The organism is Actinomadura fulvescens (assembly GCF_039533225.1).
Taxonomy (GTDB): Bacteria; Actinomycetota; Actinomycetes; order Streptosporangiales; family Streptosporangiaceae; genus Spirillospora; species Spirillospora fulvescens.
This window is the reverse complement of sequence record NZ_BAAATD010000005.1, coordinates 379,456-401,976: the sequence shown is the minus strand read 5'-3', so window position 1 is coordinate 401,976 and position 22,521 is coordinate 379,456. Positions and strand designations below refer to the sequence as shown.

The 22,521-nt window shown below is 70.8% G+C and carries 20 protein-coding genes and 2 pseudogenes; 10 read left to right on the top strand and 12 right to left on the bottom strand.

The features are described from left to right. Position 1: 1 nt before the first annotated feature. A complete protein-coding gene (locus ABD333_RS20935) occupies positions 2-502 on the top strand; it encodes a flavin reductase family protein (RefSeq protein WP_344543319.1) in 501 nt (166 codons plus the stop codon). On the opposite strand, the gene ABD333_RS20930 is transcribed toward ABD333_RS20935, so the two are convergent. The 3 genes from ABD333_RS20930 to rocD all read right to left on the bottom strand — a co-directional run bounded on the left by ABD333_RS20930 (position 472) and on the right by rocD (position 4,032). Beyond that, positions 472-2,088 carry a DHA2 family efflux MFS transporter permease subunit gene (locus ABD333_RS20930; RefSeq protein WP_344543317.1) on the bottom strand — a complete coding sequence of 539 codons (1,617 nt, stop codon included), beginning with the start codon at positions 2,086-2,088 and terminating at the stop codon, positions 472-474. The two genes, ABD333_RS20935 and ABD333_RS20930, sit on opposite strands and share 31 nt — an antisense overlap. After that, positions 2,085-2,714, bottom strand: a complete 630-nt coding sequence (locus ABD333_RS20925) for a PadR family transcriptional regulator (protein WP_344543315.1) — start codon at positions 2,712-2,714, stop codon at positions 2,085-2,087. The genes ABD333_RS20930 and ABD333_RS20925 overlap by 4 nt, the downstream gene beginning before the upstream one ends. A gap of 151 nt (positions 2,715-2,865) precedes the next feature. Further along, positions 2,866-4,032 carry an ornithine--oxo-acid transaminase gene (gene rocD / locus ABD333_RS20920; protein WP_344543746.1) on the bottom strand — a complete coding sequence of 389 codons (1,167 nt, stop codon included), beginning with the start codon at positions 4,030-4,032 and terminating at the stop codon, positions 2,866-2,868. Positions 4,033-4,240: 208 nt separating this feature from the next. Between rocD and ABD333_RS20915 the strand changes: the two genes are divergently transcribed. Beyond that, positions 4,241-4,696, top strand: a complete 456-nt coding sequence (locus ABD333_RS20915) for an Lrp/AsnC family transcriptional regulator (protein WP_344543313.1) — start codon at positions 4,241-4,243, stop codon at positions 4,694-4,696. 67 nt (positions 4,697-4,763) lie between these two features. On the opposite strand, the gene ABD333_RS20910 is transcribed toward ABD333_RS20915, so the two are convergent. Continuing rightward, the gene (locus tag ABD333_RS20910; RefSeq protein ID WP_344543311.1) at positions 4,764-5,861 is read right to left on the bottom strand and encodes a serine/threonine-protein kinase; all 1,098 of its coding nucleotides are present in this window, start codon (positions 5,859-5,861) and stop codon (positions 4,764-4,766) included. Positions 5,862-5,976: 115 nt separating this feature from the next. Between ABD333_RS20910 and rraA the strand changes: the two genes are divergently transcribed. Beyond that, positions 5,977-6,456: a ribonuclease E activity regulator RraA gene (rraA, locus tag ABD333_RS20905; RefSeq protein WP_344543309.1), complete on the top strand. Its 480-nt coding sequence runs from the start codon at positions 5,977-5,979 to the stop codon at positions 6,454-6,456. Positions 6,457-6,513: 57 nt separating this feature from the next. Here rraA and ABD333_RS20900 read toward each other — a convergent pair whose 3' ends face one another. Then, positions 6,514-6,915, bottom strand: coding sequence for a hypothetical protein (locus ABD333_RS20900; protein ID WP_344543307.1), 402 nt, complete (start codon positions 6,913-6,915; stop codon positions 6,514-6,516). A gap of 164 nt (positions 6,916-7,079) precedes the next feature. Between ABD333_RS20900 and ABD333_RS20895 the strand changes: the two genes are divergently transcribed. After that, positions 7,080-9,176, top strand: coding sequence for a M6 family metalloprotease domain-containing protein (locus ABD333_RS20895; protein WP_344543306.1), 2,097 nt, complete (start codon positions 7,080-7,082; stop codon positions 9,174-9,176). A 240-nt stretch (positions 9,177-9,416) separates the two neighbouring features. Beyond that, on the top strand, positions 9,417-10,748 hold the full coding sequence (locus tag ABD333_RS20890; RefSeq protein ID WP_344543304.1) for a hypothetical protein: 1,332 nt from the start codon (positions 9,417-9,419) through the stop codon (positions 10,746-10,748). Here the strand turns inward: ABD333_RS20890 and ABD333_RS20885 are convergent. Continuing rightward, positions 10,718-11,548, bottom strand: coding sequence for an MFS transporter (locus ABD333_RS20885; protein ID WP_344543303.1), 831 nt, complete (start codon positions 11,546-11,548; stop codon positions 10,718-10,720). The genes ABD333_RS20890 and ABD333_RS20885 overlap by 31 nt on opposite strands. A 91-nt stretch (positions 11,549-11,639) precedes the next feature. Then, positions 11,640-11,723, bottom strand: a pseudogene (locus ABD333_RS47540) (hypothetical protein); the annotation flags it as partial. A gap of 126 nt (positions 11,724-11,849) precedes the next feature. Here ABD333_RS47540 and ABD333_RS20875 point away from each other — a divergent pair. After that, positions 11,850-12,050: pseudogene (locus ABD333_RS20875) on the top strand (SCO7613 C-terminal domain-containing membrane protein); the annotation flags it as partial. Positions 12,051-12,053: 3 nt separating this feature from the next. Here the strand turns inward: ABD333_RS20875 and ABD333_RS20870 are convergent. The 4 genes from ABD333_RS20870 to ABD333_RS20855 are packed head-to-tail and all read right to left on the bottom strand — an operon-like array spanning position 12,054 to position 19,670. Then, positions 12,054-16,478, bottom strand: a complete 4,425-nt coding sequence (locus ABD333_RS20870) for an SAV_2336 N-terminal domain-related protein (RefSeq protein ID WP_344543298.1) — start codon at positions 16,476-16,478, stop codon at positions 12,054-12,056. Continuing rightward, positions 16,468-17,481, bottom strand: a complete 1,014-nt coding sequence (locus tag ABD333_RS20865; RefSeq protein WP_344543296.1) for an AAA family ATPase — start codon at positions 17,479-17,481, stop codon at positions 16,468-16,470. The genes ABD333_RS20870 and ABD333_RS20865 overlap by 11 nt, the downstream gene beginning before the upstream one ends. Before the next feature lies 1 nt (position 17,482). Further along, a complete protein-coding gene (locus tag ABD333_RS20860) occupies positions 17,483-19,171 on the bottom strand; it encodes a VMAP-C domain-containing protein (protein ID WP_344543294.1) in 1,689 nt (562 codons plus the stop codon). 7 nt (positions 19,172-19,178) lie between these two features. After that, positions 19,179-19,670 (bottom strand): CU044_2847 family protein, encoded by a 492-nt coding sequence (locus tag ABD333_RS20855; RefSeq protein ID WP_344543293.1) that lies wholly within the window; start codon positions 19,668-19,670, stop codon positions 19,179-19,181. A gap of 75 nt (positions 19,671-19,745) precedes the next feature. Between ABD333_RS20855 and ABD333_RS20850 the strand changes: the two genes are divergently transcribed. The 3 genes from ABD333_RS20850 to ABD333_RS20840 all read left to right on the top strand — a co-directional run bounded on the left by ABD333_RS20850 (position 19,746) and on the right by ABD333_RS20840 (position 20,671). After that, positions 19,746-20,096 carry an MmcQ/YjbR family DNA-binding protein gene (locus ABD333_RS20850; RefSeq protein ID WP_344543291.1) on the top strand — a complete coding sequence of 117 codons (351 nt, stop codon included), beginning with the start codon at positions 19,746-19,748 and terminating at the stop codon, positions 20,094-20,096. A 176-nt stretch (positions 20,097-20,272) separates the two neighbouring features. After that, complete coding sequence (locus tag ABD333_RS20845; protein WP_344543289.1) at positions 20,273-20,518, top strand: hypothetical protein; 246 nt, start codon at positions 20,273-20,275, stop codon at positions 20,516-20,518. A gap of 27 nt (positions 20,519-20,545) precedes the next feature. After that, positions 20,546-20,671, top strand: a complete 126-nt coding sequence (locus tag ABD333_RS20840; protein WP_344543287.1) for a hypothetical protein — start codon at positions 20,546-20,548, stop codon at positions 20,669-20,671. A 49-nt stretch (positions 20,672-20,720) separates the two neighbouring features. Here the strand turns inward: ABD333_RS20840 and ABD333_RS20835 are convergent, their stop codons facing one another. Next, positions 20,721-21,143, bottom strand: coding sequence for a hypothetical protein (locus tag ABD333_RS20835; RefSeq protein ID WP_344543285.1), 423 nt, complete (start codon positions 21,141-21,143; stop codon positions 20,721-20,723). An 80-nt stretch (positions 21,144-21,223) separates the two neighbouring features. Here ABD333_RS20835 and ABD333_RS20830 point away from each other — a divergent pair, with 80 nt between their 5' ends. Continuing rightward, positions 21,224-22,504 carry a sensor histidine kinase gene (locus tag ABD333_RS20830; protein WP_344543283.1) on the top strand — a complete coding sequence of 427 codons (1,281 nt, stop codon included), beginning with the start codon at positions 21,224-21,226 and terminating at the stop codon, positions 22,502-22,504. The last annotated feature ends 17 nt before the right edge of the window (positions 22,505-22,521 follow it).

The following is a 22,521-nucleotide window of genomic DNA, read 5'->3' as shown; positions in this document are numbered from 1 at the left end:
CGTGAGCTCCGAACCTCTCGTCGATCCGGCGCTCTACCGGGAGGTGGTCGGCCGCTTCGCCACCGGCGTGGCGGTCGTGACCACCGTGGCCGGCGGCACCGACCACGCGATGACCGTGAACGCGTTCACCTCGGTCTCGCTGGAGCCGCTGCTCGTGCTGTTCTGCGTGGAGAAGATCGCGCGGTTCCACGAGTTCGTGCTCGCCGGCGGGCAGTGGGCGGTCTCGGTGCTCACCGACGACATGCGGGACGCGTCCAACTGGTTCGCGACCCGCGGGCGCGCCCTGGACGGCCAGCTGGAGGCCTGGCCCCACACCCGCGGGCCGGTCACCGGCGCGGCTATCCTCGCGTCCGCGGTGGCGGCACTGGAGTGCCGCACCTACGCGGTCCACGACGCCGGTGACCACAGCATCGTGGTCGGCGAGGTGCTGAGCCTCGACGTCCCCGACCCGCGGGGCAAGCCGCTGATCTTCTACGAGGGCACGTACCGCTCGCTCGCCTGATCGGCCGGGCCCGGCGACGGGGCGCGGTAGCGCCGGACGCCGAAGCACGCCGCCGCGCCGAGCAGGACGGCGACGACCGGCAGCAGCATGGTCGGCCGCATCGCGTCCACGAAACCGTGCTTGAAGACCGCGTCGCCCAGTTGCTGGAACTGCTGGGCCAGGCCCGGCGGTGTGCCCGGCGGGAGCTGCCGCGGCGCGTCGTGCTGGCCCGCGCCGACTTCGAGCCCGCCCTTGGCCGCCTGCGCGAAGCCGTCCACGAAACGTCCCCGCACGTCCGGCGGGAGCGCCGCGGAACGTTCGGCCGCCTGCTCCTTGAGCGCGTTCGCCAGCTGGTTCTGCAGAACGGCGCCGACCGCCGCGCTGCCCAGCACCGAACCGACCTGGCGGATGGTGTTGTTAACGCCGGACGCGGCCCCGGCCAGGCGTGGTGGAACGTTCCGGGTGGCCTCGGTGGCCATCGGCGCGAACACCCCGCCGACGCCGATGCCGGTGATGATGAGCGGCAGCATGAACGAGGTCCACGGCGTGTCCACGTCCGCGACGGCGATGATCCACAGGGTGCCGGTCGCGTACAGCGTCAGCCCGGCCATCAGGATGAACCTGCCGCCGATCTTGTCGGAGAGCCGGCCGGCCACCGGTGCCAGGAACATCGAGGCCACCGACGAGGGCGCCATCACCAGCCCCGCCTCCAGGGCGCTGAAGCCCTCCACCGACTGCAGGTAGATCGTCATCGGCAGGAACATGCCGACCATGCCGATCGAGACGGTCGCGCCGACGAAGTTGAGGATGCTGAAGTTGCGGTCCTTGAACAGGACGAACGGGACGAGCGGCTCGTCGTCCTGTTTGCCGCGCTGGTGCAGCAGGAAGACCGTGAAGAGCACGGCGGACGCGCCGATGAGTCCCCGGATCCAGCCGTTCCAGTCGTACTTCTGGCCCTCGGTGAACGCGAAGGTCAGGCAGAACAGCGCGGCCGAGGCGAGGAGCACGCCGACGATGTCGAAGCGGTGCCGGACGGTGCGCACGTTGGCGGGCAGGATCGGCACCGCCATCGTCAGCACCAGGATGCCGATCGGCAGGTTCACGAAGAAGATCCACCGCCAGTCGAGCGTGCTGACCAGCAGGCCGCCCAGCGTGGGCCCGGCGATGGTGGACACCCCGGCCACCGCGCCCCAGACGCCGAGCGCGGTGCCGCGCCGTTCGGAGGGGAACGTGTCGATGATGATCGACATGGTCTGCGGCATCAGCATCGCCGCGCCGAGGCCCTGGACCGCGCGGGCGGCGATGAGCTGGGCCGGGTCCTGGGAGATCCCGCACGCCAGGCTCGCCAGCGTGAACAGCGTCACGCCCGCGATGAACAGGTTCTTCTTGCCCCACAGATCACCGAGCCGGCCGGCGGTGATCAGCAGGACGGCCAGCACCAGGATGTAGGAGTTGTTGACCCAGAGCACCTGGTCCAGCGTCGCGGGCAGATTGTCGATCATGTTCGGGATCGCGATGTTCACGATCGTGAGGTCGAGCAGGGTCATGAAGAACCCGAGGGACAGCGTGAGCAGGATCGCCCAGGGGTTGCCGCGCCACTTGCTCATGCGTGCTCCTTGTCAGCGTCAGCGTCAGCGCTGTCGCCACTGTCCAGGCGACAGTTGATGACGACCGGTTCCCAGTCCACCCGGCCCGCGGCGATGTCGGCGACGAGGTCCTGGACGTAGCGCAGCTCGGTGCGCAGCTGGGCGATCTTCAGCTCGCCGTCCAGCAGCCTGCACCGCTCCAGCCCGCGTTTGCGCAGGGCGTCGTAGGCCGTCTGCTCGGCCGCCACCATGGACTCCAGGACCACCGCGCGGGTGCGCAGGTGGATGAGCGCCTCGGCGGGCGGCAGCAGGGTGATGACGGCGAGGGCGGCACCGATGAGCGGGAACTCGGGGGTGTACCGGCCGAGCATCTCGGTCAGGCGGCAGGACGCCGCGTCCTTCCCCGCCTCGGTGATCATGTAGACGGTGCGCTCGGGCCGCCGTCCGTCGCGGCTGGTCTCCATGGGCTCGATGAGCCCGGTGGCCGCCAGCCGTTCGACCGTGTTGTAGAGCGAACCATGGGTGAGCTTCACCGCCACGTCGTACGCGCGGATGCGGATCCGCTGTTGCAGCTCGTACGGATGCATGGGCTGCTCGTGCAACATCCGGAGCACGATCAGCGCCAGGGGTGTGATGGGACGTGCCATAAAATGTCAGCCTTAGTCCGACTTGTATTAGTCCAAGTAGACTAATCCAGACGGATGGAGCTGTCTAACGTGGCCGAAACGACGACGAGGGCTCCCCACGCCGTTGTGGGAAGCCCTCGTTCAGTCCCCTGCGAGGGGAGTCAGGGGTCCGTCAGCCCTTCAGGGCGATCTCCAGCTGGTCCAGCGCCCAGTCCAGGTCCGCGCGGCTGATCACCAGTGGCGGCGCCAGCCGGATCGTGGTCTCGTGCGTCTCCTTGGCGAGCACGCCGAGCTCCATGAGCCGCTCGCTGACCGGCCGCGCCTTGCCGTGCAGCTCGACGCCGGCCCACAGTCCGCGGCCGCGCACCTCGCGCACGAGGTCGCCCGGCAACCGGCCGAGCCGCTCGTGCATGTGCGCGCCCAGCTCCCGCGACCGCTCCTGGAACTCGCCCGTCCGCAGCATGGCGACGACCTCACGCGCGATCGCGCATGCCAGCGGGTTGCCGCCGAAGGTGGAGCCGTGCTGGCCGGGCTTGAAGACACCGAGGATGTCCGAGTCCGCGACGACGGCGGACACCGGCATGATGCCGCCGCCCAGCGCCTTGCCGAGAATGTAGACGTCCGGCACGACGCCCTCGTGCTCGCACGCGAACGTGGTGCCCGTCCGCCCGAGCCCCGACTGGATCTCATCGGCGATCATCAGCGTGCCGTTCGCCGTGCACAGCTCGCGCACTGCGGCCAGGAAGCCGCTCGGCGGCACGTTGACACCGGCCTCGCCCTGGATCGGCTCGATGAGCACGCCCACGGTGGAGCCGTCCATCGCGGCCCTGAGTGCCTCGACGTCGCCGTACGGCACGGTCCGGAACCCCGGCGTGTACGGGCCGTAGGAGTCCTTGGCGTCGGAGTCGGTGGAGAAGCTGACGATCGTGGTCGTCCGGCCGTGGAAGTTGCCCTCGAACGTGATGATGTTGGCCTGGCCGGCGGGCACGCCCTTGACCTCGTAGCCCCACTTGCGGGCGGTCTTGAGCGCGGTCTCCACGGCCTCGGCGCCGCTGTTCATCGGCAGGACCATGTCCTTGCCGCACAGCTCGGCGAGCTCGGTGACGAACGGTCCGAACTGGTCGTGGTCGAACGCCCGGCTGACCAGCGTGACCTGGTCGAGCTGACGCTTGGCGGCCGCGGTCAGCCGCGGGTTGCGGTGGCCGAAGTTGACCGCCGAGTACGCGGCGAGCATGTCGAGGTACCGGTTGCCGTCCACGTCGGTCACCCAGGCCCCGTCGGCCTCCGCGATCACGATGGGGAGCGGATGGTAGTTGTGCGCGCTGTGCTCCTCAGACATCGCACGCAGTTCGTCGGCTCTGCTCACGACGCTCCTTCACACCGGTCGGCCCGGCCGGGTGGCCGGGATCGCTGATGACACCGGGGTGCCCGGTGCCGGCGGGGGGTGGGCGGGCCGACGGGGATGGTGGTCATCGGTCCCGTGGCCAGCGTATGTTCGGGAATGACCGACGACCAATGACGAAAGAGAACTTGGGGGGAGATATTCATTGCGTATTGACGACCTTGACCACCGAATCGTTGCGCAGCTGCTCCAGGACGGCCGGGCGTCCTACGCGCAGATCGGGGACCGCGTCGGACTGTCGGCTCCGGCGGTCAAGAGAAGGGTCGACCGCCTCCGCGCGGACGGCGTCATCACCGGCTTCGCCGCGGTCGTCGAACCCGCCGCGCTCGGCTGGACGACCGAGGCGTTCATCGAGATCTTCTGTACGGGGGCCACGTCGCCGGACGAGATCTACTCCAGCATCCGCAAGCATCCCGAGGTCGTCGCCGCCTACACCATCAGCGGGGACGCCAGCGCTCTCGTGCACGTCCGGGTCCGCGACATCCAGCACCTGGAGCAGGCCCTGGAGCGGCTGCGCCGCGAGGACAACATCACCGCGACCAAGACCGCGATCGTGTTGTCGCGCCTGATCGGCCGCCCGATCGACGCCCCCGCCTCCTGACTCCCCGCCTCCTGACCCCTGCCTCCTGACCCCTGCCTCCTGATCGATCGCCTCCGGGCCGCCGATCTCAGAGCAGGATCGCGACCAGCACGAACGAGCAGACCGCGCCGACCGCGACCAGCACGGCCATCAGGATCAGCATCGCGGTGGAGTCGCGCCCGGCCGTGACGGGCGGCGCCTGGACCGGCGTCCCGTGGGCGACCGGGATCTCGACCGGTGGCAGGATCTGCGGCATGGCCGGGGCGGACGAAGCGAGCGGCGGCGGGGCCGGCTTTGGAGGATCCGCCTCGTACAGCGGCAGCCGGGCGGCCACCGCGGCGGGGAGCCAGCCTTCGCCGGGCGGGTCCTGCTCCAGCTCGGCGAGGACCGCGTCGAGGGACGGCCGGTCGCCGGGGCTCGGCGCCAGGCACCGTTGCACCAGGCCGCGCAGGACGCTCGGGCATCCGGTCAGGTCGGGCCGGTCGTAGGCGACCGGCGCCACCATGATCTCGTCCGCGGCCGTCCCGAAGGCCGTGCGTCCGGTGGCGGCGTGGAACGCGAGGTGGCCGAGCGCGAAGACGTCGGCGGCGGGGGTCACGTCATGGGGCCGCGCCTGCTCGGGGGCCATGAACAACGGCGAGCCGGTCGCCTGGACCGCTGCGGCGGCCCGGGCGATCCCGCAGTCGACGATCGTGGGTCCGGCCGCGCCGAGCAGGACGTTGGACGGCTTGAGGTCGCCGTGGACGACGCCCGCGTCGTGGAGTGCGCGCAGGCCCTCGGCCAGCCCGGCGACCAGCGCCCGCACGGTGTCGGTCGGCAGCGGGCCGTGCTCGGCGAGGGCGCGGGCGAGCGAGGGCCCCGGTACGAACTCGGTGGCCACCCAAGGGCGTTGCGGCCCGTCCGGATGCGTGTCGACGACCGCGGCGACGAAGCGGTGCGCCACGCGCTGTACCGCCCTGACCTCGTCCTGGAAGCGCCGCCGGAACTCCGGGTCGCCCGCGAACTCCGGCCGCGCGACCTTGATCGCGAGCCGTCGCCCGCTCTGCGTCGTGGCGAGGTAGACCCGGCCCACCCGCCCCGCGCCGATCCGAGCGAGGACCCGGTAGCCGCCGACGAGCGGCGGGTCGCCAGCCCTGAGCGGCGCGAGGGCCGCAGCCGGCGGGGCAGGCGGGGCAGGCGGCTGCATGTGTGACCTCCTGGTGGAGTTTGTCCATGGTTCTATCGAAACCGGCGCCCGTTGTCAGGTGATCATGCCCTCCATCGGCTCCGGGCCCAGGGTTACCAGTGAGTAGGATCTCCCCATGGACTTCGCTACCGCTGACCTGATCGATGATTTCGGGGACGAGCTGCAGAGCTGCGAGACGCAGTTCCGCCAGTACGGCGCGCTCACCACGTTCGGCGGTCCGATCGCGACCGTGCGCTGCCTGCGTGACAACGGGCTGGTGAAGCGGCTGCTCAACACTCCCGGCGACGGCCGGGTACTGGTCGTGGACGGCGGCGGCTCGCTCGCGTCCGCCCTCATGGGCGATCTGATCGCGGCGGCGGCCGTACGGAACGGCTGGGCCGGGGTGGTCATCAACGGCGCCGTCCGGGACGTCGCGACGCTCCGCACGCTGGAACTCGGCGTCAAGGCTCTCGGCTCCAACCCGCGCAAGAGCGCCAAGGACGGAGCGGGCGAGGTGGACGAGCCGGTGAGCTTCGGCGGCGTGGAGTTCCGCGAGAACGACTGGCTCTACAGCGACGAGGACGGCATCGTCGTGGCCGCCCGCAAGCTCGTCTAGGGGCCCTCGCCCTTTTGCTACGGCGACCGCCCTCTTGCTACGGCGACCGCCCTCTTGCTACGGCGACCGCTCACCCGTCCCGCGCATGTCGTCCTCCGGCCGGAACCGCAGGGCCGACCAGCGCGCGTCGACCGAGATCTGCCGGACGGGCCGCCAGCCGTACGGGGTGAACGTCGGCCAGAGGCTGTCACGGTTGATGTCGGACGCGTCGCCCTTGGGATAGGACACCCACAGCAGTCCGCCGGGGCGCACGGCGTCGATGGCCCGCTGGATGGAGGCGTCGAGCTGGAGCTTGCCCTCGGCGAACAGATGCACCGCGTCGGCCGGCCCGGTCGCGGTGACCTCCGCTCCCTCGGGAAGCCCCCCGACCAGCTGCGCGTAATCGCCGGGCGCATTGATCACGTGCACGGCGTGCCCGGGCTTGATGCCCAGCTTCTCGGCCACGGTCCGGCTGCTCATGCCGCATCGATACCCGGCGCCGTCGCGGCTGACGCGCGCGGGCGATGCTTCGTCACATCTGTCGTCACCTGCCAGCGGACCGGCGGGAACGTCGGCCACAACAGCCATTGATCATGATCGGGGCCGTCTCTACCGTCTCGGATGACATTTGAGACAGGGGAGACATGAACTCCAGAAAGTTCCTCTTGGCGCCCGCCGTGGCAGCGATGTTGCTGTCCGCGGGCCTGGCGGCCGTCCCGGCCACCGCGGCCACCGCGCAGGCGAAGGCGCCGATCCCGGACCCCACCCCCAACCCCTGGCAGATGCGGCACTGGCCGCAGACGCAACCCTGGCAGCAGGGCCAGCAGGTGCGGACGTTCGCGGCGCCCGGCGCCCCGAAGCCGATCGACCCGCAGAACTACGAGCTTCCCGACACGATGACCTGGGACGACTACAAGCCGATCCCGGGCACGAAGTGGGCCGACCCGAAGAAGAAGGGGTCGATCAAGAACTTCAAGGGCGCGGTCGTCCTCGTCGACTACCCCAACCAGCCGTTCGTGGTCACCCAGCCCAAGAACTCGACGATCTACGGCAACCCGAGCCTCGTCGGCAACGTGCCGAAGGACAAGGTCGCGCAGTTCTACCAGGACTTCCTCAACAAGCCGCAGGCCCTCAACAAGGGGCACACCCTCCATGAGTACTGGATGGAGGACTCCGGCGGCCGGTACGGCGTCGACCTGAAGGCGTTCGGCGCGTACACCATGCCGGCCAAGGACCACGAGTACGGCATCGGCCAGTTCCAGGAGAAGACCGACTGCCCGTTCGGCGACACCTGCTTCCGCGACATCCGCGCCGACGCGCGGAAGGCCTGGGAGGCCGACGTGGGCAAGAAGGTCGCCGACCAGTACGAGTTCGTCTTCTTCCTCACCGCCGGGCAGGACGAGTCGGCCACCTGGCAGGAGTTCGGGATGATGAAGTTCCCGACCAGGGAGGACGTGCCGGACGAGTGGGGGCCGCCGGACTCGAAGATGCCCAACTGGGCCACCACCCGCTACGTGCCCTGGACGTCGTGGCAGGCCGCGTCCAACCACTGGCCGAACGCCGTGATCGGTGCTCCGCCGCGCAGCTCGACCCAGGCCGAGAGCTCCGGCATGGGGGTCTTCGCCCACGAGTTCAGCCACATCCTCGGCATCCTCGACAACTACAACAACCCGTATAGCGACCCGCCGCGGCGCGCGTACACCGGTCCGTGGGAGATGCTGAGCCGCGGCAGCTTCAACGGCCCCGGCGGCCCGCACAGCCGCTGGATGATCCCGGCGACCGGCGGCGCGTCCATGGGCGCGCAGCACACGCTGCGCAACAAGCTCGCGCTGAAGATCGTCGACCCGAAGAAGGTCCTCCAGCTCGACCGGGCGACGCTGCCTAAGGACGGCACGGTCGTGGCCAAGGTGACCGCGCGCGCCGTCCAGCCGGGCCGGGACGCGCTGGCCGGTATCAACGTGCGGCTGGGCGCGGGGGAGAAAGCCGACCTGAGCCCTCCCTGTGACGTGAAGAAGGACCCGCTGTGCGACGGCGGCAAGTACAACAACTACACGGTCGAGGTCGTCGACCGGATGGGCTTCGACTCGTTCACGCCGGACTCGGGCGTGCTGCTGGCGAAGACCAAGGACGCCGACACCGACGCGCCGTTCATCTGGGTCAAGGACTCCAACCCGCAGGACATCGACAAGGTCGACTACGTGCTGCCGAACGGTCAGCAGGTCAAGATGACCATCGGTGACTACCGGCAGCTGTCGGACGCGCTCATGCACGCCGGCACCAACTCCGGCAGCGAGTACGAGCACGTGGACGCGGCCAACCGCCTGCACTTCTACGTGCTCGACCTCAAGCGCGACCGCAAGGGCGTGCTGTCCTACACCGTCGCCGTCCGTTCGCTGGACGGCGCCGGCAAGCAGCGCCGCGGCGTCAAGGTGGGCAACGGCTTCGCGCGTCCAGCCGGCTCCGGCTGGGTGAAGTGCACCGTGCCGCTGCGCAACTCCGGCAAGGGCGGCACCGGCGTGTACGGCTCGGACGTCTTCCGGCTGAGCGCCTCGTCGACCGGCAAGGGCTGGACGACCCTGCTGCCGAACGCGCTGGCCACCGCCAAGGTGGGCCGGACCACGGCGGTGCAGGTGTGGGCCAAGGCCGCGCCCGGCGCCGACCGCAAGGCGAGGCTCGTGGTGAAGGCGACCTCGGAGAGCGACCCGACCAAGGTCGACACCGGTAGCTGCCGCGTCCGCTAGGACGTCCGGCACGCCGGCAGCGCCGACATCACCGACAAGGGCCGGTCCCGGTCATGCCGATCGGGACCGGCCCGTCTGCGTTGTTACGAACCTCACGTCCGGCGTGCATTTGTGGACCGTGCCAAGCATCTGCCGCTGACCTGCGTCATCTCTCCCAGGGTGACCATTGTGGGGCGATTGGTGATCTTTTAACGGAGAGTGGGGAAATGTTACGTTCCATGATCACCTGGAGGTGATCACTTGAACGTCCGGCGCTCCCTCGTCGTCGTCGCCTCGCTGGCGGCTCTGGCGGCCGGTTTTCCTGCATACGCCCACGTGGCTTCAGATAAAGCGAATAACGCCGAGGCGGTCGCCGCGACCGCGTCCAGCAAGAGCGCCTACGTGCTCAAGGTCGGCAAGGCTCCGGCCAGCGCTGCCCTCGGCGGCATGGCGAAGAACCTCAAGACCAGCAGCGTCACCGCATTGCTCAATGACAAGGCGGGCAACCGCAAAGGTTCCCGGAAGGGAGCCTGCGCAACCAAGGCCGCGGCCCCCAAGCAGGGTGACTGGTTCTGCTTCGATTCGGCCGACACCAAGACCGTCCAGTGGTACCCGCAGGGTGTCACCGGAACGTCCGACGCCCAGGCCGACGGCTCGTGGGGCAAGGGCGGGAAAGCCCTGCTCGTCAGCTGGTACGACAACCGCAAGGACGGCTATCACAAGAGCGCGCGGGTGACGTTCGTCAACCTGAAGAACAACACCTACCGCCACGCGATCCTGGTCTGGCCGTACAAGAACGCCAAGGGCAAGACCACGTACGAGCCGGTCGGCACTCACGGCACCGACAAGGGCATCCACGCCGGTGGACTCGCGTGGTACGGCAACAGGCTCTACGTCGCCGACACCAGCACGGGCATCCGCGTCTTCGACATGCGGCAGATCTTCGACCTGGGCAAGAGCAAGAACGGCTCCACCAGCAAGCCCAAGCTGATCGGCCTGCACGGCAAGACGTACTACGGCTATGGCTACCGCTACGTGATGCCGCAGGTCGCCTCGTACGTACCGAACACACGGTCTGGCAAGGCCTGCACTGCCGCTGGCACGCCCAACCATTCGTGGCTGTCCATCGACCGCGCGGGCAAGGACAAGCTCATCTCGGGCGAGTTCTGCATGGGCGGGGGCGGGCGTGTCGCCGCGTTCCCCATCGGGAGCAAGGGCGGCAGCGACCTGGTGATGGACAGGAACGGGCGGGCCAACCCCTCCTTCGTGGTCAACCTGCCGGTGACGAACGTCCAGGGCGGTGTCGGGACGCGCGGCAACTGGTGGTTCACCCGCAACGTGCCCAAGCAGGAGAAGCCGCTCGAACCTGGCACCGTGCGCAACCGCGGCCAGCTCGTCCGGGCGAAGTACGCGGGCGGAAAGTTCACGGTCCTCTCCAGGTCGACGATCTCGTACGGCCCGGAGGACATGTCCTGCTACCGGGATACGCACCAGGTCTGGACCGTCGCCGAACATCCCGAGAAGCGACAGACGAAGAGCGGTAAGTGGCAGGGGCGAGTGCTCTACAGCATGCCCGCCAGGGAGTGCCGCTGACACGCGAGGGCCGGTACGGAGTGAGCCTGCTTCGTGCCGGCTGTGATGCCGACGTTGAACGCGGAGACGTCGGCTGCGGCGGCGAGCGTCGGAATGCCCTCGGCCAGCGCTAACACCCGGGTGTTGAGCGCGGGATTGGTGGCGAATCCGAACGCGCCCAGAAGAACACCAGCGCGACCACCGGGATCGCCATCCCTGCGGTCAGCGCGAGTGCCATTGAGATCACGGTCAGACCAGTGACGCCCGCGAGAGTGCGGAAGGGGTGTGTGTCCGATGTGCGGCCGCCGGTGGTGATGCCGATGAGCGCGCCGACTCCGTACGGGCGGCGACCGTCCAGAACGCGGCGCGCCAGCCGATGACGGTGCCCGCCGGAAGACCGGCGATCGAGGCCACGGTGAACCCGCGACGATCCTCATCGCCTTGCCGCGCGCGTTCGCGGGAACGAGGCCGAGCGCCGTCGTCGCCGCCACAGCCCAGAACCCGGCGTACACGAAGGCACCCACGACGCGAGTCGCGAACAACACCCAGTATCCAGGCGTCAGCGCGGCCACGATGTGCGCCACGATGAAGACCGCCAGGAACACGAGCGGTGCGTCCCGGCGTGGCCATCGCAACGTCACCACCGCCAGGACCGGCGCGCCGACAAGCATTCCGAGTGCGAATGCGGAGATCAGCAGGCCTGCCTGCGGGACGGAGACGCCCAGGTCCGTGGCCATCTCGGTGAGCAGCCCGGCGAGCATGAGCTCCGACGTGCCCTGCGCGAAGATGGACAACCCGAGGATGTAGATGGCCAACGGCATCGTTCTGCCTCCCTGCTTGGCCGTTCAGGGCCGAGAAGAGCCCGCTGATCGTGGCGTTCACGAAATTGGCGAGCTCCCGGGCGTCCCTACTGGTGCCGATCTCACCTCGGCGCTGCCCGGCCTCGATCGCCGCCGTCAACGCGTCGAGCCGCCGCTCCAGATCCCTCCGCAGCACGGCGACGACAGCCGGATCGTGCGGGCCCAGCTCGACGGTCGAGTTGACCACGAGGCTGCCGATCGGATCGTCCGCGTCCGAGCCGCATTCACCGCGACCTTGGCGGGAGCGTGAACCCGGCTCCAGGCGCCCCTCCTGCTGGGTGGCGGCGTGCTGGTGCTGAACGCGGCGCACGAGGTGGGCCCGGCGCTGTTCGACCTCGTCGGCCAGGGACCGCGCTGGGCACCGATCGCAGTCACAGGGCTGGCCCTGCTCTTCACAGGCGCGTCGTACGAACACCGCATCCGAGACCTACGCCTCCGCACATCCATCGCCGCAATGCGCTGACGCTCAGCCCTCAGTGCCCTCGCTGAGTGCTTGCACCCACTCGCTTGCGGTGGGACGAGTGCCCCGAGGCCCTGCGGCTCGGGTGAACAGGTTCGAGACGTTGGCGGCGATGCGCGGCGGGACGCCCTCGACGAACTCGAACGCCTGACCCGGCCGCACGTGTGCGGACCGGGCGAGAACGCGGGTGATCAGCAGCGCCAGCTTGTAACGATCGCTGTCCAGGCTTGCGGTCTCGTCGAGGCCCAGCGGGTCGTCCCAGTCGACGGTTTCCAGAGCGGCCCGGCCCAGTGGCGCGCCGGCGAACCGCATGCCGTCACAGTCGAGCAGATAGACGCTCATGGGACTCGCGCACCAGAGAACGCCGGTCGGGGACACGTCCCCGACGACCAGCGAGTGCTCATGCAGCAGTCCGAACAGCGCCGCGATCCGCCGCACTATCTCGATCCGATCAGCCGCATCCGGCGGTGTCTCGGATTCGCCCCAGGTGGTCCTGCGCTGGTACAGCAGATAGCTGAGGTCACGTACCCGGACCGAATCGGCACCGCGCGGCCCGAACCGGCCGTAGAACCGCTCTGGAGCGCGCGGCACCACGACCCCCGCGAGCCGGTCACCGTCCATGACCCGGGCCACCGGCCAGGCGGTTTGGCTCAGCAGCAGCTCTCGGAGATCCGGCCCGAGAGTCGCGGGGAACGACACCAGCCGACCGACCGCGTCGGCGTCGGTCTCGGTCGTTTGACCTCGATACTCCTTGTACAGCATTTCGTCGCTCAGCCGGATCATCGAATAGAGCGTGCTCATCCCGCCCATGCCCAGCCGCTCGCCGAGATCGAGGTCCTGCAACCGCAGATCGCTGTCCATCCCGGTGGTGGACGGCGGTTCGAAGGTGACCGTCGCGTCCACGCTCGCGGCGATGGCCGGGTGGTCGCGCAGGAAGCGCGCGACGGCCTCGCTCTCGCCCCCGAAGACGACGACCGCCTCCGGGCGGAGCCGTTCCATCATCGCGCCGGCCTCCGCGTCGCCCACTGGGCCTTCCCCGTTGTCCTCGACGTAGAGCAGGCCGCCGTAGGCCTCCGAGATGTCGTGCAGCGTGAGGCCCTGCCAGGTGCTCTCGACAATCCCGGGCTTACGCAGGACGCCGAGTTGGATGAGCGCGGACGCGTAGGCCCGGGCAGCCGGCTTCTTGCCGGCCAGTTGGGGACCGGTGAACGCCAGGTGCAGGTGACGTGGCGGCTCGTTCCCGTGAAGCCTTTCCAGTTCCCGTTCGGCGAGTGCTGTGAGCTGCGCCTGGACGGAGCTCGACTGGACCGAGACCCTGACGGGCGCCAGCGCGTCGTCGAGGGTCACCTGGCCAGGACGCCGCCTCGGCATGAGCCAGTGCGCCTCCGACCCGTACGCGGACATGGCCCGCGCCAGCGCGAGGACGTCCCGGCCGGGCCTGGTCATCTCGAACGCGATGGACCCCTTGCGCAGATACACGCGACCGCGTTCCGCGGAAGCCGTGACGTGCCAGTCCGGGGTATGCCGGGGGGTGAGCGTGCCACCGGTCGAGATCATGGTGAGCTGCACGCCGAGCAGGGGCCCGCGCGCCACGAGTTGCCCAATCACCTCATCGAAGTCCGGTCGTGCCGCCGTGAGCCGGTCGACCCCGTTCACGAGCACGAAGAGGGCCGGCAGCGGCGGGAACGACGCGTCCCGCGCCGCGGCCGTCTGGTAGTGATGCCAGGCCCTCGCAGTCGCCTGATCGAGGAAGCCCTGCCGCCGGTCCAGCTCGCGGAGGAGCGCCTCTTGCAACCGGTCGGCCAGGCCGGGATCGTCCTCGATGCCGACGACCACGTCGGCGACATGCGGCAGCTCCTCGAAACCGCCGGCGAACGTGGCGCCCGCCGAGTAGTCGGCCAGAAGGAAGTTGATCCGCTCGGGCGGATGGGCGGCGGCCAGCTCTGTCACGAGCCTCCGCGTCACCTCCGACCGGCCGGACGCCTGCTCATCGACGATCAGTCCGTGGCCCGGCACGAGGCCGTCCATGACGTCGAGCCGGACCGGCCCCTCCTCGTTCGTCCCGAGCGTGACCGGCACCCACTCGTCCCTGCGCCACTCCTCCACCCGCCACTCGTCGCCCCGCCACATCCGGTCGAGGATGGAGGCCAGTTCCGAGGGTGCCTTCGCGACGCGGAAGCGCGTCGGCGGGAACCCGCGCAGATAGAGGTGGCCGACACCCGCCTCGTTCTGGAGAACGATCCGCGACGTCTGCCACTCGGCGAACGAGGGCGGCGCTTCCGTCGATGCCAGGACCAGCTTGATGCCGAGGCGAGCTCCCTGCTCCACCAGCCGTTCGAGCACCTCAGCGAGCGAGGGGCTCCGCGCCAGCGCGGGCCCGAACTCGTCGACCACGACGAAGAGGGCGGGCAGGGTTGGCAGAAGCTCGTCGCGCAGGCCCGTTTCCCGGCGTTCGATCTCGTCCGTCAGCGCTGTGGCCAGCAGCGCGGCCTCCGCGGCCCCGAACGTGGTGGCGACGATACCTCCGGGCGTATCGCCGAGGCCCTCGAACGCGTTCCCCGTGCCCAGGTCGGCGAGCGCGAAGACGACGCTCTGCGGTGGATGAGTGAGCGCGAGACTCGCCACGATCGTGCGCAGCAGGGCGACGCGGCCCGCGCCGGGTGCGCCGGTGATCAGAACGTGCGGGTTGAGGTGGTCACCGCCGTCGAGCATGAGCGACGCGCCCGAGTCGGTCACGCCGATCGGCACCGGTACCGTCCCGGCCGGGCGCTGCGTCGCCTTGGCGATCAGTTCCGATACCGAACCTCCGAGCAACTCCAGCAAGTCCGGCGGGGCGGCTTCCGGAGTGGGGCCTGCGAGGAACCTTGCGAGGAGACGCCCGATCCGCCCTCCCGCCGGTTTCTCCTGAGGCTCGACTGGCTCGACCGGCTCAGGGGGCGGGGAGGTGGGCCGGGTCGAACGGTCGAGGAAGGCTCGTGCTTCAGGGCTGAGGAGGGCGAAGGGGCGGTCCGGGAGGGCCTGGTCGCCTTCGGGTGAGGGGAGCAGGGCGCGGAACGTCTCGGCGGCCGACCCGGCGCGGCGCTCGATCTCGGCGGAGACGTGTTCGAGCACGCGACGGGTGTGCCAGGCCTCAGGGCGCGGGAGACCGGCGAGCAAGGCCTCGCGGGCTCCCCGTACGAACTCGTACTGGGACGGGCCGACCGGACGCAGGAGGCCGCTCAGGAGCACCTCGGCCAGCTGCCCGGGACCGGACTCGCCGAGGACGCGGTGCTGGATGAGGCGCATCACCGGAAGGGACGGGACGGAGACCGCGACGTGGGCGGCCAGTTCGGCGGCTTCGGGCGACGCGGTCACCAGGAAGCGGCGGACACGTTCCTCGGGAGGCAGCTCGCGTTCGCGATGAACGGGTGCGGAGGTGGTCGCGGTGGGCGCGGCGACGGCGGTCGGCTGCGGACCCGCGCCCGCGACCAGGCTCGCCCAGCCGGAGAGCCAGCGGGGCGCGATCTCCAGGACGGGAATCGGCGGCCCGCCGGGTGCCTCGCCGTCGTACGGCATGAAGCTCAGCTCGGTGTTGGGCGCGCCTGGGCGCGGAAGCGAGGCGAGGCCGGGTGTCGTGGGAGCGGCGGTGCGCCGCCACAGACGTTCGGGGAGCGGTTGCAGGATCGCGGTCGGGCCGGTCTGCGCCCAGGCGCGGACGGCGCGCGGGGCACGGCCGTCCCACCAGTGCCGCCCGGAGCAGTCGCTGAGCACCAGGGCAGCGTGGCGTCCGGCGGGGTCGATGAGCGTGGTGGGAGAACGCGCGGGCGCGGTGGGGGAGGACGAGACGCGGCCCGACTCGTTCAGGTAGGTCACGTGGACGTCGCGGAAGGCGCCCTGACGGACGATCGTCTCGGTGAGCTCGCGCGCGAGCGGACGCCAGAGCCGCATGGCGGGCCCGGTGTCCACGACCAGGATGAGGGAGAGCCAGCGTTCGGGCGCCGGGGTGAGCACGGGCACCCAGAGACCGGTGTCGGCGATGCGGGCGGCGGTCGCGCCCTCGTCCAGCTCGGTGCGCAGGGGAGAGGCGACGCGGCGTTTGAGTGGACGGAGCGCCCGCTGGACCGCCAGGGGATCGGCCAGCATCGGCGCGGTCGGAACGAGGATCTCGGTGGCGTCGCCGCCGCTCTCGGGCGCGGACGGGCGCGGGTGGAGCGCGGCCGGTTGACCGGGCCGCGGGGGTGGAGGGTGGGGAGCCGCCGCGCCTTCGTGGTCGCTTTCGTGAGGCGGCAGGCCGTCGTGTGCGGTGCCGGGCGTGAGAGGCGGGCCGGGGACGCCTTCGGGGCCTTGGGGCGGGGTGGCGTGACAGGCGAGCCAGAGGATCTCGCTGAGCTCACGCGCGTCCGTGTCCGGGCCCAGCGAGTCCAGCGCCTGGTGGAGCCTGTCAATCGTCATCGGGGCCGCTGGCCAGATACGGCGTGATGCGGTCGGCGAGGTCGCGGCGGTCGGCCGCGTCGGCGTAGCGGCACAGGTAGACGGCGTTCAGCAGCTGGTCGGTGGCGAGCGTGCCCTCCTTGGCGCGTTCGAAGAACTGGCCGATGAGGTCGTCGCTGCGGTCGGCCAGGTCGCCCAGGTGCTCGCGGACGATGGCGGCGAGCTCGGCCCGGTCGGCGGGCTGGCTGAGCCTGACCGTGATGCACCGGCGCAGGAACGCGGGCGGGAACTCGCGTTCACCGTTGCTGGTCATCACGACGAGCGGGAACGCGCCGCACCGGACGGTACCGCCGGTCACCGTGACCCGCTCGGCGGCCGAGCCGTCGGCGGTCATCACCTCGGCGGTGGGCTCGGCGCGGCGGGCGAGCTCGGGGATCTCGTACTCGCCCTTCTCGAAGATGGTGAGCAGGTCGTTGGGCAGGTCGATGTCGCTCTTGTCGATCTCGTCGATGAGCAGGACCCGCGGCCGCGCGTACGGGAGGAGCGCGGTGCCGAGGGGACCGAGGCGGATGTAGCGGCCGATGTCGTCGGACGGCGCCTCCTCACGGCCGTTGGCGGAGCCTTCGCGGCGGTCGGCGGTGCCTTCGCGGCCTGCCGCGTACAGGCGTGTGAGGGGGTCGTACTGGTAGAGGCCGTCGCGGAGGGTGACACGGCTGGTGATGGGCCAGTGCAGGACCGAGCCGAGCCCGAGCTCGTGCGCCACCGCGTACGCGAGGGTCGACTTGCCCGTGCCGGGCGGGCCGGTCACGAGGAGAGGACGGCGCAGGTAGAGCGCCGCGTTCACCTGCTGCACGGCGTCGTCCGACGGACGGTACGTGGTCGCCTGGTGACGGCCGGCGGGACCGGCGGGCGGGATGTCGAGCGTCGGCCCGCCGTCGAACGAGCGCCACGGCGGGGGCGGCGGGAGGCGCTCGATGCCGTCGTGCGGCGCGCGGGTCCCGCGGTACAGCAGCCAGTCGGGCACCTCATACCTCCATAGCGAGGGGTGGATCGGGGAGCCGGGACGGGTCGTCCCAGAGCAGGGTGAGCTCGCGGCCGCAGTGGGGCTCGTCGGCCGGGGCGACGAGGGCCTGCTTGCGCAGCTCCATCACCAGGGCGGGAAGCAGGTCGGGATGGCGGCCGGCGAGCGCGTCGGCCAGCTCGTCGAGCTGGTGCCGGCCCGTGCAGCCGGGGGCGGCGCAGCGGGAACGGGGCCAGGCCATGACGGGGATGCCGGTGTTGAGCGCGGCGGTCACCCAGCCCTTCACCGGCCGCGCCCCGTACACCAGGACGCAGACGTCGGAGTTGGCCATCAGCCAGTTCTGGAACGCGCTCTTGGCGCGCGGCCTGCCGCAGTCGACGCGTTCGGGTTCGCTTCGGCCGCGCTCGCGCAGCACGCGCCAGCGGCGGTGGGCCTGGTCGCGGCGGATCGAGTCGGGGCGCAGGCGCTCGACGTCCCGCACGACCACCGGATACATGATCATGGGAAGCCGGTGCTCGCGTTCGACGTACCACTCCTCGAAGGGCTTGCCGAGCCACGACTCCGGCACCGCGAACTCGATCATCCAGTCGTGCCGGCCCACCATCGCGCCGCGGGCCCTGGCCAGGCCGGTCTCCACCGTCTGCCGGACGGCGCGTTCGGGGACGCGGACGGTCTCCTGCCGGGCGCCCTCCGCGCCGTCGATCCAGGTGTGCACGGTCACGTCGTAGGCGTTGTCATGCGTCACCCGTTCCAGCCGGACGATCACCGAGGCCGTGCCGTCCGCCGCGGTGCCGGTGGCGGCGCGGGCGTCCGGGAGGTGCGTCCGGGTCCAGGCGGCCAGGTCTCGGTCGGGCAGGTGGCGCCGCAGGACGGCGATCCAGCGCGTGAGCCGTTCCGGGTCGTCAGGCCAGCCCTCGGCCACGCTCCGGACCGCGTCCCACACCGATCGGAACCCGCGCCACCCCGGGATGGGCCCGACGGCCTCGGTGACGAGCTCCTCCAGGGGAGCGGCGGTGACGGCGCCGGTCAGCAGGCGCCGCAGCGAGTGACGCGCGGGCCGGGTGAGCCAGGTGAGAGGGAGGTGGTCGTCGAGCTCCTCCCAGTAGCGGCGGATGGCGGCGAGCGGCAGCATCCGCCCCACCTGGCCGTCCGTGCCGCGCAGATCGGAATCGGTGACCATCCCGACGACCTCGCGGGTGTGCGGGTCGTACACCGCGGCGCCGCTGTAGCCCTCCAGGATCTGATCGCCGGGCTCGGCCTTGACCTGCCACCACTCCCGCCGCTGCATCATCGAGGGGCCGGTGGTGACCGTGATGTGCCGCTCGAACCGCTCGCGTGGATTGGGAAAGCCGTACGTTCCGAGCACACGGTGCGCGCCGGGCGCGGGCGGACCAGGCGGCGACGGCCGGTCGAGGATGTCGGGCGCGGCGAGCCTGGCGGGCGGATACGGGACCGGGTCGCTCAGTTCGAGCACCGCGACGTCCCCGTCGTCGCCCGGCCGCTGCCAGTCACCGCACGACACGACCTTCGCCGGGAGCGGGCCGGTCAGCCCCGGGAAGCCGACCCACGTACCGTTCCGGCCGCTGACCGCGTGGGCGCACGTCAGCAGCTTGGTGGGGGTGACCAGGAACGCCGACGCCCGGGGCTCTCCGGAGGCCTCGCCCACCCAGGCCCGCCACTGCCAGTCGTGCACGGCGCGGTCAGCCTTCCTCCTCGTTCGGCGAACGGCCGGAGCCGCTGTCGCCGTCGTTGCCGGAACCGCCGGAAGCGCCGGAACCGGCGGAACCGGCGTCGCCGCCGGAAGCGCCGGCGCCGTCGTTGCCCTGGTCCGGCTCGGCGTTCGCGGGACCCGCGGGCCCGCCCCAGGTGAGCTTCACCTTGAGGTGCGCCTCGCCGGCCGTCTTGGCGATGACCGCGCCCGCCGAGGCGTTCAGCTTCACCCCGAACTCCAGCTCGATCATGTCGGGGTCGAGCCTGCCGTCGCGGAGGGCGCGCAGCGCCGACTCGGCGGCGCCGCGCACGTGGCCGAGGGCCGATTCCAGCCGCTGGGCGGCGTCGAACGCGAACCCGTGGTCAGGGCGCGACACCGACTGGAACCCCGGTTCGCGGGCGTCGACCTCGACGAGCACCGGTCCCTGGTCGGTCTGCCACCGCACGAGCTCGTCCAACGCGCACCCCGTTCCCCGGCGCATGTCCGGCACTGTTCATTTGTCCAGCAATCTAACAAGATCGCCAATTGGGTGCCGACTGGATGCCGATAATGGTGGATGGTCACAGTCGAGGACGTGCGGCGCCTGGCGCTGACGTTGCCGCGTACGTCGGAACACCTCATCGGGGACCGCGTGAAGTTCCGGGTCGGGCAGATCGTCTACGTCGCGTTCTCCGCCGACGAGACGGTCATGGGCTTCGCGTTCCCGAAGGAGGAACGCGACGCGCTCATCGCGTCGGAGCCCGGCACGTTCCACCTGCCGCGGCTGTCCGACCAGCGCTTCAACTGGGTGAACGCCTGGACGGCCGAGCTCGGCGAGGCCGAGATGCGCGAGCTGGTCATCGACGCCTGGTGCATGGTCGTGCCCAAGAAGGTCGCCGCCGCCCGCCTCGGGAGCCCGCCCCGCTGAAGTTTTTTTGAGAACGAGGCGCCGCGGACGATGAGTCCTCGGCGGCGGCCAGGTCTACCTCTGTGAGGGCACGGCGGAACGCTCTCGACCAGCCAAAACCGAGCAACTCAGCAATGGAACAAATCATTCCGTTCTGATAGAATCAGGGTAGCGCCGAACAGGGAAGAAGGCCCACGATGAGCGTCTCCGAACTGGCCCAGATCCTCTTCACCTCCTCGCTCCAGGCATCCGCCGCCCCCTCCTCCGCACAGATCCGCGCCGCGGTCGACACACGGCTCGCCGAGTGCGGCGACGACTGCGCCACCTGCCTCGCCCGCGTCGCGCAGGAGGCCGGCGACCACCCCGAGGCCTACGCCGCCCGCATGCGCTGGGCACTCGACGCGGTCGAGCGCGCCTACTTCGGCCTCGCGGTCGCCGCGTGACCACGGCCCCTGAGACGGAGACACCCCATGAGCTCGCGCTTCGCGGACGAAGTCGTCCCCCGGTCGCTCCGGCGACTGCTCGCCACCGACCCCGGCCTCCCCGAACGCCGCCGGCGCCCGCGCCAGGTCAAGACCGTGCGCCGCGTGCCGTGAAAAGCCCCGCAGCCTGAGGCCGCACCGATCCGGTACGGCCTCTCGTGTCTCAGTTGATCAGGCGCGGAAAGCCGCCGGCGCACCGCACCGCGGCCCTGACCTCAACACCGCTCGCGCGCCTGAAGACGACCACCACCTCCGGAGCGGGACCGCCCTCCACGAGCCGCCCGTGGTAGCCGATGGCCGGGCTCCAGCCGGTCAGGGCCGCCCTGTCCTTGCCGACGCACCGGGCGAGGACCCGCCCGCCCGGGCTCGTGAACACCCGCAGCGCCCCCGTGACGGCGTCCCCCGGCTCAGGAGTGATCGCCGGCTCCGTGGCGAGCCGTTCGCGGATCTCCCGGTGCGGCATCGGCTGGACGACGCTGCCCGCCACCACCCAGCCGGTGATCCGTACGGCGGCCAGCCCCACCGCGACCATGAGTACGGCGATGGCCAGCCAGATGCCGGCCAGCGTGGCGGTACGTGCGGTCACGGGAGCCAGCGTGGCACCCCGAAGGTCGATCCCAGGTCAAGCCGGAGTGATAAAAAAGCAGGTCAGCTAGGGTACGAGCCGTGACGCTCACGACCATCCGACGGCAGCTGACGTTCCTGGTCGTCGCGACGATCCTGCTGATCCTTGTCGCGTTCTTCCTGCCGCTCGTGGCGACGGTACGGTCGATCTCCGCCGACGACAGGGTCACCCAGGCGGCGGTCGAGGCCGAGGGGCTCGTCCCGCTCCTCATGCGCGAGGAGCCCGAGACGCTCGAACTCTCCCTGCAGAGCCTCGCGGCCGGGGACACCGACACGTTCTCGGTGTTCCTGCCCGACGGCCGGGTGCTCGGTGACTCCGCCGCGCGTTCCGACGCCGTACGGCTCGCCCAGCGCGGCTACAGCCTCGTCGCCGCGGCACCGGGCGGCCGGGAAGTGCTGCTGTCGGCCATCGGCCGCCACGAGGGCCCGATCGTCGTCCGCGCCTTCGTGAGCGACGCCGCGATGTACGAGGGCGTGACCGAGGCGCTGGCCATGCTCGCGCTCCTCGGCCTGCTCCTCCTCCTGATCGGCGTCCTCGTCACGTTCCTCCTGGGCACCCGGCTGACGCGGCCGATGCGCGAACTCGCGGAAGTATCCCGGCGCCTGGGCCGCGGCGACCTGGCCGCCCGCGCGCGCGGCGGGGGCGCGGCCGAACTCGTCGAGGTGGCCGCCGCGCTCAACTACCTGGCACGCCGGATCTCCGAGCTGGTCAAGGGCGAACGCGAGCGCGTCGCCGACCTCTCCCACCGGCTGCGCACACCCCTCACCGCCCTCCGCCTCGAAGCGGACCTCCTCGAAGACCCCGGAGAACGCGCCAAGCTCAACCACACCATCGACCAGGTGGAGAGCACGGTCACCGACGCCATCAAGACGGTCCGCGGCGGCGACTCCGGCCCCGGACGGTGCGACGCCGCCGTGATCGTCGCCGAACGCATGGAGTTCTGGACGGTCCTCGCCGCCGAACAGGGCCGCGCGATCAGCGGCGAGATCGCCACCGACCCCCTCCCCGTGGCCGCCGCCGGCGCCGACCTCTCCGACGCCTTCGACGTCCTCATCTCCAACATCTTCAGCCACACGCCCGACGGCACGAACTTCTCGGTCACGCTCGCCCCCCGCCCGGGCGGCGGCGCGATCCTGGAGGTCACCGACGACGGCCCGGGCTTCGCCGACACCCGCGTACGCCGAGGCCGCAGCGGCGGAGGCTCCTCAGGCCTGGGTCTGGACATCGTGCGCCGCGTAACCGAATTCTCAGGCGGCCGCCTGACCCTGGGCTCAGCCCCCTCCGGCGGCGCCCTAGTCCGCGCCGAACTAGGCCCGCCCTAGCCCCCAGAAATTCCTGA

Excerpts from the sequence above, each read along its gene's own strand:
- ABD333_RS20930 (WP_344543317.1), bottom strand. The coding sequence starts at position 2,088 with ATGAGCAAGTGGCGCGGCAACCCCTGGGCGATCCTGCTCACGCTGTCC.
- ABD333_RS20925 (WP_344543315.1), bottom strand. The coding sequence starts at position 2,714 with ATGGCACGTCCCATCACACCCCTGGCGCTGATCGTGCTCCGGATGTTG.
- rocD (WP_344543746.1), bottom strand. The coding sequence starts at position 4,032 with ATGTCTGAGGAGCACAGCGCGCACAACTACCATCCGCTCCCCATCGTG.
- ABD333_RS20910 (WP_344543311.1), bottom strand. The coding sequence starts at position 5,861 with ATGCAGCCGCCTGCCCCGCCTGCCCCGCCGGCTGCGGCCCTCGCGCCG.
- rraA (WP_344543309.1), top strand. The coding sequence starts at position 5,977 with ATGGACTTCGCTACCGCTGACCTGATCGATGATTTCGGGGACGAGCTG.
- ABD333_RS20900 (WP_344543307.1), bottom strand. The coding sequence starts at position 6,915 with ATGAGCAGCCGGACCGTGGCCGAGAAGCTGGGCATCAAGCCCGGGCAC.
- ABD333_RS20895 (WP_344543306.1), top strand. The coding sequence starts at position 7,080 with ATGAACTCCAGAAAGTTCCTCTTGGCGCCCGCCGTGGCAGCGATGTTG.
- ABD333_RS20885 (WP_344543303.1), bottom strand. The coding sequence starts at position 11,548 with ATGCCGTTGGCCATCTACATCCTCGGGTTGTCCATCTTCGCGCAGGGC.
- ABD333_RS20870 (WP_344543298.1), bottom strand. The coding sequence starts at position 16,478 with ATGACGATTGACAGGCTCCACCAGGCGCTGGACTCGCTGGGCCCGGAC.
- ABD333_RS20855 (WP_344543293.1), bottom strand. The coding sequence starts at position 19,670 with ATGCGCCGGGGAACGGGGTGCGCGTTGGACGAGCTCGTGCGGTGGCAG.
- ABD333_RS20850 (WP_344543291.1), top strand. The coding sequence starts at position 19,746 with ATGGTCACAGTCGAGGACGTGCGGCGCCTGGCGCTGACGTTGCCGCGT.
- ABD333_RS20845 (WP_344543289.1), top strand. The coding sequence starts at position 20,273 with ATGAGCGTCTCCGAACTGGCCCAGATCCTCTTCACCTCCTCGCTCCAG.
- ABD333_RS20840 (WP_344543287.1), top strand. The coding sequence starts at position 20,546 with ATGAGCTCGCGCTTCGCGGACGAAGTCGTCCCCCGGTCGCTCCGGCGA.